A 15,377-nucleotide genomic window follows, 5' to 3' on the forward strand; every position below is an offset into this window, starting at 1 on the left:
CGGTCACATGGTGTACGGAGACGTCGAGTTCTGCAGCTCCTCCAGGAAATCGGAGGGGACCGTCGGCCGGTCCGAGGGCCAGTCGCCGGCCAGTTGATCGGCCCGCAGATCCGCGACCAGGGCGACGACGAGGGGCCCGCCGTCGGGAAGTACCCGGTGGAGTCCGCGCGCCGCGCAGATCGAGGCGATGGACGCCAGTGCCTGCTTCGCCTCGTCCTCGCGGCCCGCCGCGGCGAGGCACGCCACCCGGAGACGCTCGGCCAGCAGGTGGGCGCGGTTGCGGCCGGTGCCCGCGAGCCGGTCGGTCCACTCCTGCGTCCACGCGCACGCCGTCTCGATGTTCTCACGGGCCCCGGTGGCGAGCAGCATCCGAACCGCGGTGGCCTCCTCGACCTGCGCGACGATCTCGTCGATGCCCGCGACCGGTCGCCGCCGGTTCTCGTAGCGGACCGGGTCCGGTGCGCCGAGGGTCGGATGCGCGGCGATGCCGAGTCGGCGTCGTTCGTTCTCGACACGGGCCCGCAGGCGGGCGAGGGAGTAGGTTCCGGCCACCTCGAGTCCGGCGTGGAGGCGTTTCGCCGCTTCCTCGCGGTCGCCGCGCAGCGCCTTGACGTGCGCTCCGGTGACGAAGCGGGCGACCTTGAAATCCACCCCGCCGGTCTCGATGGCCAGGGTGTATCCGTCGTCGAGGAGACGCTCGGCCTCCTCGACGTCGCCCCGTTCGTAGAGCACCTCACCGAGCAGCGACCCCGCGAGCCGGGCGGACGGCGCTCGCGGCCCACCCAGTTTCCGGCCTGCTCGGCGGGCACGCCGGAAACGGTCGACGGCATCGTCGATGTCGAGTTGCTCGTACGAGGCGACACCCAGGTAGCTCTGGCCGTGAACGACGTTGTGCGGTCCCTTGTTCCGCTCGTAGAAGGGTCGCCCGACCTCCTGGATCCTGCGCACCTCCGCGAAGTCGAACCGGTACACCGCGGCGAACGTGCTGACGTTGAACGCGGCGCACACCACCCACGGGTGCAGCGACTCCGGCCGGGCGAGGCAGTCGCCGACGAGTTCGTCGATCCGTTCGGTGCGGTCGCTGCGCAGTTCGGCCACGGCACGCACCACGCCCGCCTCCGCCCGCAGATCCGCCGTGTCGCCCGCGCTCGCCTCGCTGTCGGCGAGTGCCCGTTCGGCTCGTTCGAGTGACCGCTCCGCGGCCGTGGTCCGGTTCGTCATCGCGTGCGCCCAGGCCGTCGTGACCTGCAGCCGGGCACTCGTGGCGACGAGACCCGGCGGCAGCATGTCGACCACCGTGGACAAGGTCGCCGACTGCGACTGCTCGAGCAGCGACAGCCCGTCGGCCTCGACGAGTTCCACGGCGCGTTGCTCTTCGCCGCCGGCAAGGGCGTGCTCGACGGCCTCGCGGAGCAGGCTGTGGTCGCAGAACCAGCGGGACGCGGCCCGGTGCAGTTCCCGGACGCGGTCGGGCTGGTCGCGTTCGAGCCTGCGGCGCAGGAATTCGGCGAACAGGGTGTGGTAGCGGAACCACGTTCGCTCGTCGTCGATGTGGCGCAGGAACAGGTCCCGGTCCTCGGCCGCCTCGAGCATCGCCTGCCCGCGGGACGTGCCCGCCAGGGTATTGGCGAGACTGCCGCACGTGCGTTCGGTGATCGAGGTGGCGAGCAGGAAGTCGAGCATCTCGGGTTCGAGGGTGTCGAGGACGTTCTCGGCGAGGAATTCGCCGATCGCGTGGTGGCGCCCGGACAGTCCGGCGATCAGTTCCGACGGATCGGCGCGCCCGCGCAGCGACAGCGATGCCAATTGCAGCGCCGCCACCCAGCCGTCCGTCGAGTCGCGCAGTTCGGTGACGTCCTCGCTGTCGAGCGGCAGGCCGCCGAGGTCGACGAGGAACGACCGCGCCTCGGAATCGTCGAAACGCAGTTCCGAATAATCGATTTCGACGAGTTCGTCCTTGACTCGCATCCGGCTCATCGGCAAACCGGCGCGGGTCCGGCTCGTCACCACGACCTGCAGGTGGTGGCACCCGTTGTCGAGGAGGAACTCCAGGGCGGCGATCGTCGTGGGTTCCGACACGCGCTGCCAGTCGTCGATGATCAGGGCGATCCGTTCGCCACTCTCGTGGATCTGGTTGACGAGCGAGGTGAGCACATACCATTCGGCCTCGTCGTCGTGCTCCTCGAGGACCTGGCCGAGTTCCTTCGCCAGGTTGGGGCGCACGCGGCGGATCGCCTCGATGAGGTGCGCGACGAACCACACCACGTTGTCGTCGTCGCTGTCGACGGTCAGCCACGCGACCGCCACACCCTCGTCGGCGAGGACGTTCCGCCACTGGGCGGCGAGGGTGCTCTTGCCGAATCCGGTGGGACCGTGGATCACGGTCAGCAGGCGACGGCGGCCGGCCCGCAGCAGGTCGATCAGCCGGTCGCGCTCCACGAGTTGCCGGGTCGCGGCGGGCGGCCGGAACCGGGTGGCAGGCGCGGGCGGCGGCGTCGACGTATATTTCGCCCGTCCCGTCGTGGACGTCCGGAACGGACCGGAGACGGTCGAGACCGTGCCGTGCGAGGAGTCCTCGGTGTGATGGACACCGGGGTCGACGGGCATCGCCATCTCGTCCACGGCCAGACCGTGGTGCCGCTCGACCTCGCGCAGTTCGTCCCCGAACGCGGCGGCGGACGCCGGGCGATCTTCCGGTTTCCCGGCCATCGCCCGCTGGATCACGGCGCTGAGGTCCTCGGGGAATCCCTCGGTCCGCAGGTCCGGGACGGGCTGGGTGGTGATACGCAGGAACTGCGCGATCACCTCCTCGCCGTTGTGCCGTTCGAAGGCGGCGTGCCCGGTGATCGCGCTGAACAGGGTCGCGCCGAGGCTGTACACGTCGGACGCGGCGGTCGGGGTCCGCCCCGACAGGACCTCCGGCGCGGTGAACGCGGGGGACCCGGTGACGGTGCCCGCCGTCGTCTCGAACGCCCCCGACATCCGGGCGATCCCGAAATCGGTGAGTTGCGGTTCGCCGTACTCCGTGAGCAGGATGTTTCCCGGTTTGACGTCCCGGTGGAGGATACCGACCCGGTGCGCTGTTTCGAGCGCACCCGCGAGTTTCACCCCGATCCGCAGGGCGTCGCTCCAGGGAATGGGCCCGCGCCGCCGGATCTGCACGTCCAGCGAATCGTGGGGGTGGTACTGCATCACGATGTACGGCCTGCCGGTGTCGGTGGTCCCGACCTGCATGATGTTGACGATGTGCGGGTGGCCGCTCAGCCTGCCCATGGCGCGCTGCTCCCGCAGGAAGCGTTCGAGGTTCTCGGCGTCGAGCGCCGAGGTGAGCACCTTGACCGCCACCGTCCGGTCGAGTTCCGGTTGCGCGCACCGATATACCACCCCGAACCCACCGTGCCCGATCTCCTTGGCGTCCTCCAGCCCGACCGCGGACAGCTCGGCCGTGAAGGTCGCAGTCACCGACTCACGCTGGGTGGCGAGCGGGTCGAAATCGGTCATGCCACCACCTCTTCGCTCGCCATCGAGCATATCGCGGCACGGGTGACGCCGAGGGCGTCCCGGCGTGCGTTCCCATGCCCGGATCCCGGACAATCGAGCGATGCCACACGTGCGGAAAGTCGTGGATCTGTCCCACACCATCGGGCCCGGGATGCAGGTGTATCCCGGCGACCCGGTGCCGACCCTGACCCGGCACTGCACCCTCGAGCGCGACGGCTACAACGTCCTGGACGTCCGGATCGGTTCGCAGTCCGGGACGCACGTCGACGCCCCGGCGCACCTGAAAGCGGGGGCGGCGACCATCGATCGGCTGGCACCGGAGCTGTTCGTCGGCCGCGGCGTCGTGTTCGACGTGCGCGGGATCGATGCGCGGCAGCGGATCACCCCGGACCTGATCGGGTCCGGGGCGGACGACGTCCGGCCGGGCGACATCGCCGTCTTCCAAACCGGGTGGTCTCGGTTCTACGGAACGGACGCCTATTACACGCATCCGTTCCTCGACCCCGCACTGTGCGCATTGCTGCTCGATCGGGGCGTGCGGACGTTCTGCCTCGACGCCCCGAGCGTCGACGAGACACCGGACGACGAGCACGCCGATGCCGGATATCCGGTTCACCACCTGATCGCCGACGCGGGCGGCGTGATCGGCGAGAACCTGTGCCGACTCGACCGGATCGACTTCCCGGACCCGCTCGTCAGTCTCCTGCCGATCTCCCTCGAGGACGGTGACGGAGCCCCTACCCGGGCCGTCGCGATGCAACTGGCCGACTAACTCAACCACCGGCGACGGACTGCAGGATCTGCAGTTCCTGCCCGGGGGCCACCTCGGTCCCGACGCCGTCGAGGAGCCGGACGTCCTCGCCGTCCACATAGACGTTGACGTACCGCCGCAAGGCGCCGGTCTCGTCCCGAATCCGGCGGCCGAGAATCGGGAACTCGCCTGCCAGGACGTCGAGCACGTGGGAGACCGTCGAGGCGGAGTCGAGGGGCACGTCCACGGAGCGCTTCCCGCCGACGATCGACGCCAGCGCCCGCGGAACCCGAACGGTGACGCCCTCGCTCATGATTCGATCACCGCGGCCCGCACACACAGCACGTCGGGCAGGTGCGCCGCCACCGTGCGGAAGGTTGCGCCCTCGTCGGCACTCCCGTAGACCTCACCGCCGCGCGTGCCGAAATACACGCCGACCGGGTCGGCGATGTCCACCGCGGCCGCGTCGCGGAGCACCACGTTGTAGTCGAGCTCGGGCAGCCCGCTGTCGAGGCGCGTCCAGCTGTGCCCGGCATCCTCGCTCCGGTAGACGGCCAGCCGGCCGTCCGGCGGGATGCGTTCACCGTCCGCCCTGATCCGTGAGTCTTTCGGTGCAAACTCGGTCCTTCGGGTCCGGGGTAGCCGATCTGGATTTGTCGGACCGTGGGGTTAGTGTCTTCGGTCATGGTGGGGAGGGTGGTGAAGCGGGCGTTCAAGTTTCGTTTCTATCCGACTGCGGTGCAGGCGGATCAGCTTGCGCGGACGTTCGGGTGCACCCGGTATGTCTACAACCGGGCGTTGGCNGAGCGGACGCGGGCGTGGTCGCAGGAGCAGCGGCGAATCACCTACAGCGACACCTCGACGATGCTCACCGGATGGAAGCGCGATGCCGAGACGGCGTGGTTGGCGGAGCCGTCGAAGGGGCCGTTGCAGGAATCGCTGCGGCAGTTGCAGGGNGCGTTCGAGACGTTCTGGCGCAAACAATCCGGCTACCCGCAGTTCAAGAGGAAGGGNCGGTCGAAGGATTCGGCGACCTACTTCTCGAACTGCTTCACCTACCGGGGCGGGCAGCTCCGGTTGGCCAAGCAGTCCGAACCCCTGGACATTCGGTGGTCGAGGCCGCTACCGGAGGGGGCCGTGCCGTCGCAGGTGACGGTGTCGCGTAACGCTCGCGGTCAGTACCACATTTCGATCCTCGTCGAGGACACCATCACCGCACTCGAGCCGGCCGATCAAGTGGTGGGGCTCGACGCCGGGATCACCAGCCTCTACACGCTCTCGACGGGGGAGAAGATCACCAACCCGCGACACGAGCGCACGGACCGTGAGCGGTTGGCGAAGGCGCAACGGGTGCTGGCCAAGAAGCAGAAGGGATCGCGTAACCGGGCCAAGGCCCGACTGAAGGTCGCGAAGATCCATGGCCGGATCGCCGATCGGCGCCGCGACTATCTGCACAAACTCTCCACTCGACTGGTGCGCGAAAACCAAGTGATCGCCATCGAGGATCTGAGTGTGCGGAACATGGTGAAGAATCGGTCGTTGTCCCGGGCGATCTCGGATGCGGGTTGGTCGGAGTTCCGGACCATGCTCGAGTACAAGGCCGACTGGTACGGGCGGCGGGTGGTGGCGATCGACCGGTTCTGTCCGTCGTCGAAGACCTGCTCGGTGTGCGGGAAGATCGCGTCGACGATGCCGCTGAACGTGCGGGAATGGACGTGCCGATGCGGCGTCGTCCACGACCGGGATGTGAACGCGGCGAGGAACATTTTGGCCGTCGGACTGGCGGTGGCAGCCTGCGGAGACGGTGTGAGACCACCTCGCACATAAGGTGCGGGGCGGCGACTGTCGGTGAAACAGGAACCTCGGGACGTGAGTCTCGAGGGGAATCTCGGTCGTTCACGGCCGAGAGGACGTCAACACGGGCGGGTTCGGTACGTGCGCATCAGCACGACGTACAGCGCCGCGGAGACGAGCAACCCGACCGGCAGTGAGAGGTCCACGCCGCCGAGCGCGTTCGCGACGGGTCCGGTGTAGACCGGGGCGGCGACGCAGAGCGCGGCCGTGGCGATGCCGGTGAAGACGGCGACCGTTCCTGCCCAATTGATCCCGCCGCTGTACCAGTAGGGGCTGCTGCTGGTTTCGTCGCCGAGCCCGAGGCCGTCGTAGCGGTTGCGGCGACACAGGACGTCGGCGACGTACACGGCCATCACGGGGCCCATCACGGTCACGACGAGCTGCATCATGTTGCTGACGGTGTCGAGGAAGTTGGAGACGAGCAGGGCGTACAGCGTCATGGCGACGCCCATCGAGCCGTCGAGGAGGACGCTGCGCGAGCGGCGCAGGCGCAGCCCGACCGACTGCAGCGCGAGCCCGGAACTGTAGGCGGTCATCGCGTTGTTGGCGATGGTGCCGACGATGACGGCGAGCAGGAAGATCGGCGTGAACCAGGACGGGAGGACGGCCTCGAGCGCGCTCTGCGGGTCGGCCATGTCGAGCCCGGTGCCCGCGAGTGCGCCGAGTGCGGTGAACAACACGCTGGGGACGAACGCGCCGAGCGCCGTCCAGACGGTGACCGACACCGGCGACGTGGTCGCAGGCAGGTAGCGGGCGAAGTCCGCGCTGTTGGTGTAGGACAGCGGAGCCGACGCCACGATGGACACACCCGCGGCCACCGTCGCCCACAGTCCGATCCCGTGGAGCGCCTCCGCCGGCTGGTAACCCCAGTCGGCATTCCCGACGACGTAGCCGGCCATCACCACGAAGATCAGGATCAGCACGACGGCCAGCGGCTGGTAGAGCCGCACGATCGTCGCGTGCCCGTACACGCCGATGGCCAGCGTGGCGGCGGCGATCGCCAGGATGACGACGACCTTCACTGGGGTGGTCGCGTCGATGCCGAACCGTTCGAGGAGCCGGAACGCCGTGTACGACGCCGCCGCCCAGTTCAGCGCCAGGTAGCAGACGCTGATGAACCAGCTGGTCACGAGGATGTTCACGCGGTTGCCGCGGATGCCGAAGATCGCCCGCGTGATCACCTCGCTGGGGGTGCCCGACGCCGGTCCGCTGGCGGCGACGATCCCGGTGAGGATCGAGAACAGGTTGCCGACGACGATCACCGCGAGCGCCTGCCAGAACGACAGGCCCATCAGGATCAGTGCGCCGCCGACGACCAGGGCCAGGTAGCTCACGTTGGGCGCCGCCCACACGGCGAACAGGTCCCGGGCGCGGCCGTGCCGCTCGCTGTCCGGGATGAAGTCGATGCCGTGCGTCTCCACCTGCCCGGCACGGTCGGCGGGCGGTGTCGTGCCGGGTTTCACCCCGCGGGAGTCTGCTCGAGTCGATGCCATGGGGTCCTCCGGGTAGATGAGCACGGATGTGTGCGGCTGGTGGCGCAATCGCCAATCTGGCGTGACCCGGGTCACCGTACGGAACCAAATCGATTTGGGCAAGCGAGTCGGAGGGTAATTCACAAATCGATTTGGTGCAGGTCGGACTGTTGGTAGCCTGAACCGGTGACGGAGAAGCGATCGCGGCCCACCATCGCCGACGTGGCACGGCACGCCGGGGTGTCGACCACCACGGTGTCGCACACGTTCAGCGGCAAAGGGGTCGTCGCCGCCGCGACGCGGGAGCGGGTCCGCGCGACCGCGAAGTCCCTGGGCTACCGGCCCGACGTCGTGGCGAGGGGACTGCGGAGCAACCGCCTCGGCGTCCTCGCCCTCGTGCTTCGGCCCCTCGAAACACTGGATTCTTCGCTCCCCGAGGGCGTCGACTACTTCCTGCGGTTCGCGGGTTCGGCGGCGCTGGCCGCGATGGATTTCGGCTACGGACTCATGCTGGTGTCGGACCCGACGCGTGAAGAGTCACCGGCCGCCGCCCTCGCCTGCGACGGGTTCCTGATCACGGAACCCGTCACCGACGACCCCCTCATCGAGATGCTTCTCGGGGAAGGCGTGCCGTTCCTGTCCGTCGGCAAGGATCCGGCGCGGGCCGCGTACGACAACTGGATCGACACCGACACCGAACTCATGACCGACCTGGTGCTGCGGCACCTCGACGACGCGGGGGCGACACGAGTGGCCCTCGTCGCCGGAACCGACCCCAACTCGTGGAACCTCGGCGCCGAGGCCTCCTACCGTGCCTGGGCGGCGGTGCGCGGTCAGGACCCGATGGTCGTCCACCGGCCCGAGACCACCGGGGAGTCCGGCGGCCGCGACGCCGCCGACGAACTCTTCGACCGCAGCGACCCGCCCGACGCGGTGTACTGCCTCACCGGCAGGCACGCGGCCGGCATGCTCACGCGAGTCCGGGAACGCGGATTCGACGTTCCCGGCGACGTCCAGATCGTCGGCGGCTCCGACTCGGAGCACACCCGATCCGCGACGCCCCCCATCACCTCGGTGGACCTGCAGCCCGAACTCCTTGCCCGCGTTGCCGTCACACAACTCGTCAACCGCCTCGACGACCTCGACCGGCCCGTGCCGCCGGGGAAACTCCACGGACGCCTCATCGTGCGGAACTCCACCCGGACGCCCTGATTCGACGGATGGCAGCGATATCCTTGTGGGCACGCCATCGAGAGGCGAGTCCACGGTTGTATCTGCGCTCCGGTCGTGCCGTCGGAACCAGCGCGCGGCAGCACGAGCCGACGGGGTGAGTGGTCCGTCCGATGGGTGAAGGTGATCCGCTCGACACGCAGCGGTACGTCGTCCCCGTCGTGGCGTCGGAGCTGAGTGCGGCCGGTTTCGACGACGCCGAGGAGATCGGGCGCGGCGGTTTCGGCGTCGTCTACCGCTGCACCCAGGCGGACCTCGATCGCACGGTGGCGGTGAAGGTGCTGACCGTCGATCTCGACGAGGAGAACAAGGCCCGGTTCTTCCGGGAGCAGCGGGCGATGGGCCGGCTCACCGGTCACCCGAACATCGTCGGCGTCCTGCAGGTCGGGGTCACCGACAGCGGTGTTCCGTACATCGTGATGCCGTATCACCCGCACGGGTCGCTGGAGGCCCGGGTCCGCACGGACGGCCCCCTCGAACTGGACGAGGTGTTGCGGCTGGGGGTGAAGATGGCCGGCGCGGTGGAGACGGCGCATCGGCTCGGGATCCTGCACCGGGACGTCAAACCCGCGAACATTCTGCTCTCCGATTACGGCGAACCGGAGTTGACGGACTTCGGCATCGCCCACATCAGCGGCGGTTTCGAGACCGCCACCGGCGCAGTCACCGGATCGCCCGCCTACACCGCACCGGAGGTCCTCCAAGGCGACCCGCCGAGCCCGGCCGCCGACGTCTACGGACTCGGCGCCACACTGTTCAGCGCCCTCACCGGCCACGCCGCATTCGAACGCCGCAGCGGCGAGCAGGTGGTCGCGCAGTTCCTGCGGATAACCACGCAACCCGTGCCGGACCTGCGGGAGCACGGAATTCCCGACGACGTGTCCGACGTGATCGCCCGGGCAATGTCCCGCGAACCCGGCGAACGTCCGGCGACCGCCGCCGACTTCGGCGAGGAACTGCGGCGGATCCAACTCGATCACGGTCTTTCTGTCGACGACATGGCCCTCCGCACGGAACCCGACGCACAGGTCCACGACCGAGGGCACGGCCCGCGCGGCACCACACCATCGAGCGGCGTGACGGGACACCTCCTCCTGGAACTGACGAGTTTCGTCGGCCGCAGGCACGAACTCACCGAGGCGAAGAACCTGCTCGCCGGATCGCGGCTGGTGACGCTGACCGGGATCGGCGGCGTCGGCAAGACCCGGCTGGCGATGCGGGTCGCCGCGGCCGTGCAACGCGACTACGACGACGGTGCGCGACTGGTCGAGTTGGGCGAACTACGCGACGGGTCCACGCTGGTCGACGCGGTGGCCGCCGCGGTGGGGGTGCGGGACCATTCGTCGCGGCCGCTGCGCGACGTGCTGATCGAGTTCCTCGCCTCCAGAGAATCGCTGCTGGTCCTCGACAACTGCGAGCACCTGGTGGACGCCGTGGCCGAGCTGACCGAGACACTCTTGCAGGTGTGCCCGGCGCTGCGGATTCTGGCGACCAGCCGCGAATCCCTCGGCATCGGCGGGGAAGCGGTGCTGCAGGTGCCGCCGCTGACCGTGCCCGATCCCGACCGGAAACCGTCCCTGCGGGGATTGCCCAAATACGACGCGGTAACCCTGTTCGCCGAACGCGCCGCCGCCGCGGTTCCCGGATTTGCGCTGACCGAGGACAACGCGGCGGCGGTGGCCGGGATCTGCCACCGCCTCGACGGGCTGCCGTTGCCGATCGAACTGGCCGCCGCCCGGTTGCGGGCGATGTCGCCCGAGCAGATCCTCGAGCGGCTGACCGACCGCTACACACTTCTGACCCGCGGCAGCCGCGGTGCGCCGACGCGGCAGCAGACCCTGCGGTTGTCCATCGACTGGAGTTTCGAACTGTGCACCGCCCGTGAGCAACTGATATGGGGACGGTTGGCGGTGTTCGCCGGCAGCGTCGAACTCGATGCCGCCGAGCAGGTCTGCGGCGACGGACTGGGTCCGGACGAGCTGCTGGACACGCTGACCTCCCTGGTGGAGAAATCGATCCTGATCCGGGAGGGGCAGGGGCCGGTGGTGCGGTTCCGGATGCTCGAGACCCTCCGCGCGTACGGCTACGAGAAACTCGGGCAGACCGGTGAGACCGTGACTTTGCGTCGCCGGCACCGGGATTGGTACGAGGCGCTGGCGCTGGGGGCGGAGGCCGAGTGGATCAGCGCCCGGCAGTTGGACTGGATCGCCCGCCTGAAGCGGGAGCAACCGAACCTCCGTGAGGCGCTGGAGTTCTGCCTCGACGACGATCCCGCCGCCGGCCTGCGCACCGGCGCCGCACTCCGCTGGTTCTGGACCTCCCAGGGCCTGTACAGCGAGGGGCGGCGCTGGTTCTCCGACCTACTGGCCCGCTATCCCGGAGAACCGACGGTCGACCGGATCAGGGCGCTGTACTGCGCCAGCGTGATGGCCAACGTGCAGGGCGATCTCGAGTCCGGGTCCGCGCTCGTGGCGGAGGCGCGGAACCTCACCGCGCACACGAGCGACCCCATGATGCGCGCGTTCGTCTCCTTCGCCGACGGAACGCTGGCCCTCTACAGTGGGGACCTCCCAGACGCATGCACGCACCTCGAAACTGCACTCGCGGAGTTCAGCACACGCAGGGATCGCACACTGGAGACGAACGTGCTCTATCTTCTCGGGTTGGCCTACGGACTGTCCGGCCAGACCGAACGAGCCGTCGAACGCCACGAGCGGGTCCTCGCGATCACGGAAAAGTACGGCGAGAAGATGTACCGATCGCATTCGCTGTGGGCCTTGGGAATTGCGGTGTGGCGACAGGGCGCCGCCGATCGCGCAGTGCGGTACCTCGAGGAATCGCTGGAGCTGTCGCGGCAGGTGCACAGCCCCCGCTTCGCCGCGGCCGCCGTCGAAGCGCTGGCCTGGATCGCGTGTGAGAGACGAGACCCGACTCGGGCCGCGGTGCTGATGGGAGCCGCGCAGTGGCTGGCGAGGTCGGTGGGCAGTGCCGCGGTGATCCATTCCGATCTGATTGTCTACCAGACGGAATGCGCCGCGAAGGCCCGGCAGGAACTCGGGGACAAAGCGTTCGCGGCGGCCCACCGCAAGGGTGAACAGTTCGGCTTCGATGCGGCCATCGCCTACGTCCTCCACGAAGCGCAGCCCGGCACCTCCACACCGGCCACCGACGCGCCGACGCGCCTGACCAAAAGGGAACGCCAAGTCGCCGACCTCATCGCCGAAGGCCTGACCAATCAGGCCATCGCCGACCGCCTGGTGATCTCACCGCGCACCGCCCAGGGCCACGTGGAGCACATCCTGGCCAAGCTGGGATTCACCTCCCGCGCCCAGGTCGCGGCCTGGGTCGTGGAGCAGGCGCACGACTAAAGTCGGCTGCCGGGGTTTCTCAGACACAGCGCGCCGGTAGCTGCGGCGATCAGGCAGGCGACCGCCCCGAGAAGCAGTCCCGCGCGGCCGCCCCATTGTTCGCACACCCATCCGGTGATGGGCCCGCCGACCGCGGTGGATCCGATGAATGCCATGCCGAACAGGGCCATGACCCGTCCGCGCTTGTCCGGTGCGGCCGCGAGTTGCAGTGTGCTGTTCGTCGTCGAGTTGAACGCGACACTGCATGCTCCGACGCAGGCCATGACGACCAGCATGACCCACAGATTGGGGGCGGCGGCAGCGACGAGGAGAACGGCTCCGAACGCCGTCGCACTGATGACGAGCGGCCCGGTTCCGGTCCGGCCCCAGGTTGCGACGGCGAGCCCGCTAACGACGGATCCCGCTCCCATCGCGGCGGTGATGAAGCCGTATGCGCCCGGTCCGGCGTCGAGGGTCTGGTCGGCGATCACCGGCAGGACCATGGGGAATTCGAGGGCGAAACAACCGACCAGCGCCATCATGGTCAGCGGTACGGTCAGTTCCGAGGACTGCCGGACGTACGCGAGGCCTTCGCGGAGCTGACCGCGAGCCCGGGCCGTCGGTGGGGACGGATTGAGCTGCGAGACATCGAGGATGAGCAGGGAGACCACGACCGCGACGAAACTTGCGGCGTTGAGAAGGAAACACAGTCCGACACCGCCGGCGGCGATGACGAGCCCGGCGACGGCAGGTCCGACCATGCGGGCCGTGGAGGTGAGTACCGATTGCAGGCTGACGGCGTTGCGCAGTTGATCGGACCCGACCATCTCGAGCAGAAACGATTGGCGTGTCGGAGTTTCGAAGCACTGGTTCAGGCCGAGCACGAGCGCGAGAACGTAGACGTGCCAGAGGTGGACCGTCCCGGTGACGGTGAGGATTCCGAGGACCAGTGCCTGCATCCCCATCAGGGTTTGCAGGGCGATCATCAGGCGCCGCTTGTCGACCCGATCGGCAACGACGCCGCCATACGGGGCGACGAGGAGCATCGGCACGGTCTGCAACGCCATCACCGCACCGATTGCGGTGGCGGAGCCGGAAAGTTCGAGGACGAGCCACGATTGGGCGATGGTCTGCATCCACTTGCCGGCCTGCGAGATCGTCTGGCCGGTGATGTAACGGCGGAAGTTGGTGGTGCGCAGTGACGCGAAGGTTTGTCCGCGGAGGCCGGAGAGGACGGTCATCGGCGTGGTTTCCTCCCTTCCATCGGCGATCCTGGACATGCCGGTCGGCCGGGTGTTCGGCTCGAAGGAACCGAACACCCGGCAGGACCCGCGGTTTCTCGCGAGAAGTACCTATCCGGCCAGGCCGGGGTACAGCCGTCGTGCCGTGCCCGCGAAGATTTCCCGGCGTTCGGGCTCGGGAACCTCGGCCAGCACCTCCTGTGCGAGGGCGACGAGTTCGGGCAGCGACTGTTCCGCGGCGGGAAGGTTGGAGCCCCAGGCGATCCGGTTCGCTCCGAAACTTTCGAGCACCGGATCGAGGAAACCTGCGGCCTTCGCGCCGGCGTCGTGCAGGCGTTCGAGGTTGCGGTGTGTCAGCTTGAGGTGCAGGGCGGGGTGAACGGCCAACTCCGCCACCGTCTCACCGGCATCGGTGGGTGAGGCGGCGATGTCGGGGTACCCCATGTGATCGAGCAGCACGCGGACCTTCGGGAACCGGCGCAGCAGCAGGTGCAGTTGCTCGGTCGCCGGACCGAGCCGCATCTGCAGGCACACCGTGACGCCGAGTTCGGTGGCCTTGTCCCAGAAGGGATACGTCTCCGGCGCGGCGAACCACTCTCCCTGGGTGGGTACCGTGCTGCCGCTGGTGAACAGCCGGACTCCGGCGAGGCCGTTTTCGCCGACCGCCGACTCCAGGTTGTCGGCGGCGTCCGGCCGCAACGGATCCACCGTGCCCACCACGATGAACCGGTCCGGCCGCTGCGCCCGGCTGTCGAGTACGTAGGAGTTGTCGTAGCCGTAGGCGGTTGTCGCCTGTACCAGTACGGCCTGGCCGATCCCGGCTTCGTCCATGCGCTCGACCATGCCGTCGGCGGTGACCGGGCGGGTGGTCGCCCAACTCGACTGGGTTCCGCCGATCGGGGCCCGGGGGTAGCGGGTCACGTCGTCGGAGATGATGTGGCAGTGGGTGTCGACGATGTCCAAGGTTTACACCTTTCTCGTTCGGTGGGCTGGCTCAGGCGTCCGGGTAGTCGCCCTTGGCGAACACCTGGTGGGGATCGGTGGAGAAGTCCGGGTCGAGGAGACCCTGGTCCCGGGAGTACTTCACGAGCGCGCGCACACTCGCGTCGTTGGCGTCGAGACCGTAGGGAATCGGATCGCTCTGGATCTGCTTGGCCTGCTTGCCCAGTCGCGGCAGCGCCGACCACTGCGGATCTGCCTCGATCTGTCGGCGCTTGCTCTCGGCGAATGCGGCGTACAGGGCGGTGGGCAACCCCGGGTCGCGGTCGACGAGTTCGCTGCGGATCGCGATCACCGAGTGCAGCGGATAGATCCCGGTGCGCAGATACCAGTCGGTGGCGAGCACCTCGTGGTCGGGGAACAGCGGGTACGGCCCGTCCTCGACCGCGGGTTGTTCGGCCGCCGCCGACCACCCGGCTCGCGGCGCCCCCGCGCGTCCGGTGCCGGCGTTGCCGCTGAATGCGGCGTCGATCTCGCCTGCCCGCAGCAACTCGCCGAGCGAGCGGCCGTCGGTGACGCGTTCGACGTTCGCGGGGGCACGGCCTTCGATGTGGTCGTCGTCGTCCACGACCCACTGCGCGGTGTCGATGTCGAGGCCGTACTCGTCGCGCAGGATGCCGCGCATCCACACCCCGGTGGTCACCGTGTACGCGCGGACACCGATCCGCTTACCTCTGAGGTCGGCGGGGAAGCGGATTCCCGACGCCGAACCGCACTGCACGTCGGCGTGGTGGAAGCGGCGGTTGAGGAAGACGGGGATACCGGTGAGCGGCACCCCGGCCTGCAACGCCATCAGGTAGGAGGTCGGCGCGAGTTCGCACACGTCGAACTCGAGATCGCGGATCATCCGGCGGTATGCGCCGATGATCGGGCTGACCTCGACCGGCTTCACCTCGTAGCCGTTCACCGGGACGTCGCCGCCCAGCAGGGCCTGCACGTGCTGGTAGTCGCCGAGTGCGACCGAGAGCGTGTTCATGTTCAG

Annotated in this window: 11 protein-coding genes; 4 read left to right on the forward strand and 7 right to left on the reverse strand. The window is 68.7% G+C overall.

The window, feature by feature from the left end; all coding sequences use genetic code 11:
- Window positions 1-3: 3 nt before the first annotated feature.
- On the reverse strand, window positions 4-3,501 hold the full coding sequence (locus CA951_RS02045; protein WP_087555236.1) for a serine/threonine-protein kinase: 3,498 nt from the start codon (window positions 3,499-3,501) through the stop codon (window positions 4-6).
- A 100-nt stretch (window positions 3,502-3,601) separates the two neighbouring features.
- Between CA951_RS02045 and CA951_RS02050 the strand changes: the two genes are divergently transcribed.
- The gene (locus CA951_RS02050) at window positions 3,602-4,273 is read left to right on the forward strand and encodes a cyclase family protein (protein WP_087555237.1); all 672 of its coding nucleotides are present in this window, start codon (window positions 3,602-3,604) and stop codon (window positions 4,271-4,273) included.
- Between the two features lies 1 nt (window position 4,274).
- Here CA951_RS02050 and CA951_RS02055 read toward each other — a convergent pair whose 3' ends face one another.
- Together CA951_RS02055 and CA951_RS43970 are read right to left on the reverse strand one after the other, a co-directional pair.
- Window positions 4,275-4,565: a MoaD/ThiS family protein gene (locus CA951_RS02055; protein ID WP_087555238.1), complete on the reverse strand. Its 291-nt coding sequence runs from the start codon at window positions 4,563-4,565 to the stop codon at window positions 4,275-4,277.
- Window positions 4,562-4,729, reverse strand: coding sequence for a hypothetical protein (locus CA951_RS43970; RefSeq protein ID WP_256973192.1), 168 nt, complete (start codon window positions 4,727-4,729; stop codon window positions 4,562-4,564). The genes CA951_RS02055 and CA951_RS43970 overlap by 4 nt, the downstream gene beginning before the upstream one ends.
- A 207-nt stretch (window positions 4,730-4,936) precedes the next feature.
- Between CA951_RS43970 and CA951_RS02065 the strand changes: the two genes are divergently transcribed.
- Window positions 4,937-6,079 carry an RNA-guided endonuclease TnpB family protein gene (locus tag CA951_RS02065; RefSeq protein ID WP_087555239.1) on the forward strand — a complete coding sequence of 381 codons (1,143 nt, stop codon included), beginning with the start codon at window positions 4,937-4,939 and terminating at the stop codon, window positions 6,077-6,079.
- Window positions 6,080-6,165: 86 nt separating this feature from the next.
- Here CA951_RS02065 and CA951_RS02070 read toward each other — a convergent pair whose 3' ends face one another.
- Window positions 6,166-7,599, reverse strand: coding sequence for a cytosine permease (locus tag CA951_RS02070; protein ID WP_087555240.1), 1,434 nt, complete (start codon window positions 7,597-7,599; stop codon window positions 6,166-6,168).
- A 165-nt stretch (window positions 7,600-7,764) separates the two neighbouring features.
- On the opposite strand from CA951_RS02070, the gene CA951_RS02075 reads away from it, so the two are divergent.
- Both CA951_RS02075 and CA951_RS02080 read left to right on the forward strand, forming a co-directional pair.
- Complete coding sequence (locus CA951_RS02075; RefSeq protein ID WP_087555241.1) at window positions 7,765-8,790, forward strand: LacI family DNA-binding transcriptional regulator; 1,026 nt, start codon at window positions 7,765-7,767, stop codon at window positions 8,788-8,790.
- A gap of 131 nt (window positions 8,791-8,921) precedes the next feature.
- Window positions 8,922-12,176 (forward strand): protein kinase, encoded by a 3,255-nt coding sequence (locus tag CA951_RS02080; protein WP_087555242.1) that lies wholly within the window; start codon window positions 8,922-8,924, stop codon window positions 12,174-12,176.
- On the opposite strand, the gene CA951_RS02085 is transcribed toward CA951_RS02080, so the two are convergent.
- From CA951_RS02085 to CA951_RS02095, 3 genes are all read right to left on the reverse strand, one after another.
- A complete protein-coding gene (locus CA951_RS02085) occupies window positions 12,173-13,396 on the reverse strand; it encodes an MFS transporter (protein ID WP_087555342.1) in 1,224 nt (407 codons plus the stop codon). The two genes, CA951_RS02080 and CA951_RS02085, sit on opposite strands and share 4 nt — an antisense overlap.
- Before the next feature lie 111 nt (window positions 13,397-13,507).
- On the reverse strand, window positions 13,508-14,359 hold the full coding sequence (locus CA951_RS02090; RefSeq protein ID WP_087555243.1) for an amidohydrolase: 852 nt from the start codon (window positions 14,357-14,359) through the stop codon (window positions 13,508-13,510).
- Between the two features lie 31 nt (window positions 14,360-14,390).
- Window positions 14,391-15,371 (reverse strand): 4,5-dihydroxyphthalate decarboxylase, encoded by a 981-nt coding sequence (locus tag CA951_RS02095; RefSeq protein ID WP_087555244.1) that lies wholly within the window; start codon window positions 15,369-15,371, stop codon window positions 14,391-14,393.
- Window positions 15,372-15,377 lie beyond the last annotated feature (6 nt).

The sequence above is a fragment of the Rhodococcus sp. NCIMB 12038 genome (assembly GCF_002165735.1).
Taxonomy (GTDB): Bacteria; Actinomycetota; Actinomycetes; order Mycobacteriales; family Mycobacteriaceae; genus Rhodococcus_F.

Excerpts from the sequence above, each read along its gene's own strand:
- CA951_RS02045 (WP_087555236.1), bottom strand. The coding sequence starts at position 3,501 with ATGACCGATTTCGACCCGCTCGCCACCCAGCGTGAGTCGGTGACTGCG.
- CA951_RS02050 (WP_087555237.1), top strand. The coding sequence starts at position 3,602 with ATGCCACACGTGCGGAAAGTCGTGGATCTGTCCCACACCATCGGGCCC.
- CA951_RS02055 (WP_087555238.1), bottom strand. The coding sequence starts at position 4,565 with ATGAGCGAGGGCGTCACCGTTCGGGTTCCGCGGGCGCTGGCGTCGATC.
- CA951_RS02070 (WP_087555240.1), bottom strand. The coding sequence starts at position 7,599 with ATGGCATCGACTCGAGCAGACTCCCGCGGGGTGAAACCCGGCACGACA.
- CA951_RS02080 (WP_087555242.1), top strand. The coding sequence starts at position 8,922 with ATGGGTGAAGGTGATCCGCTCGACACGCAGCGGTACGTCGTCCCCGTC.
- CA951_RS02085 (WP_087555342.1), bottom strand. The coding sequence starts at position 13,396 with ATGACCGTCCTCTCCGGCCTCCGCGGACAAACCTTCGCGTCACTGCGC.
- CA951_RS02095 (WP_087555244.1), bottom strand. The coding sequence starts at position 15,371 with ATGAACACGCTCTCGGTCGCACTCGGCGACTACCAGCACGTGCAGGCC.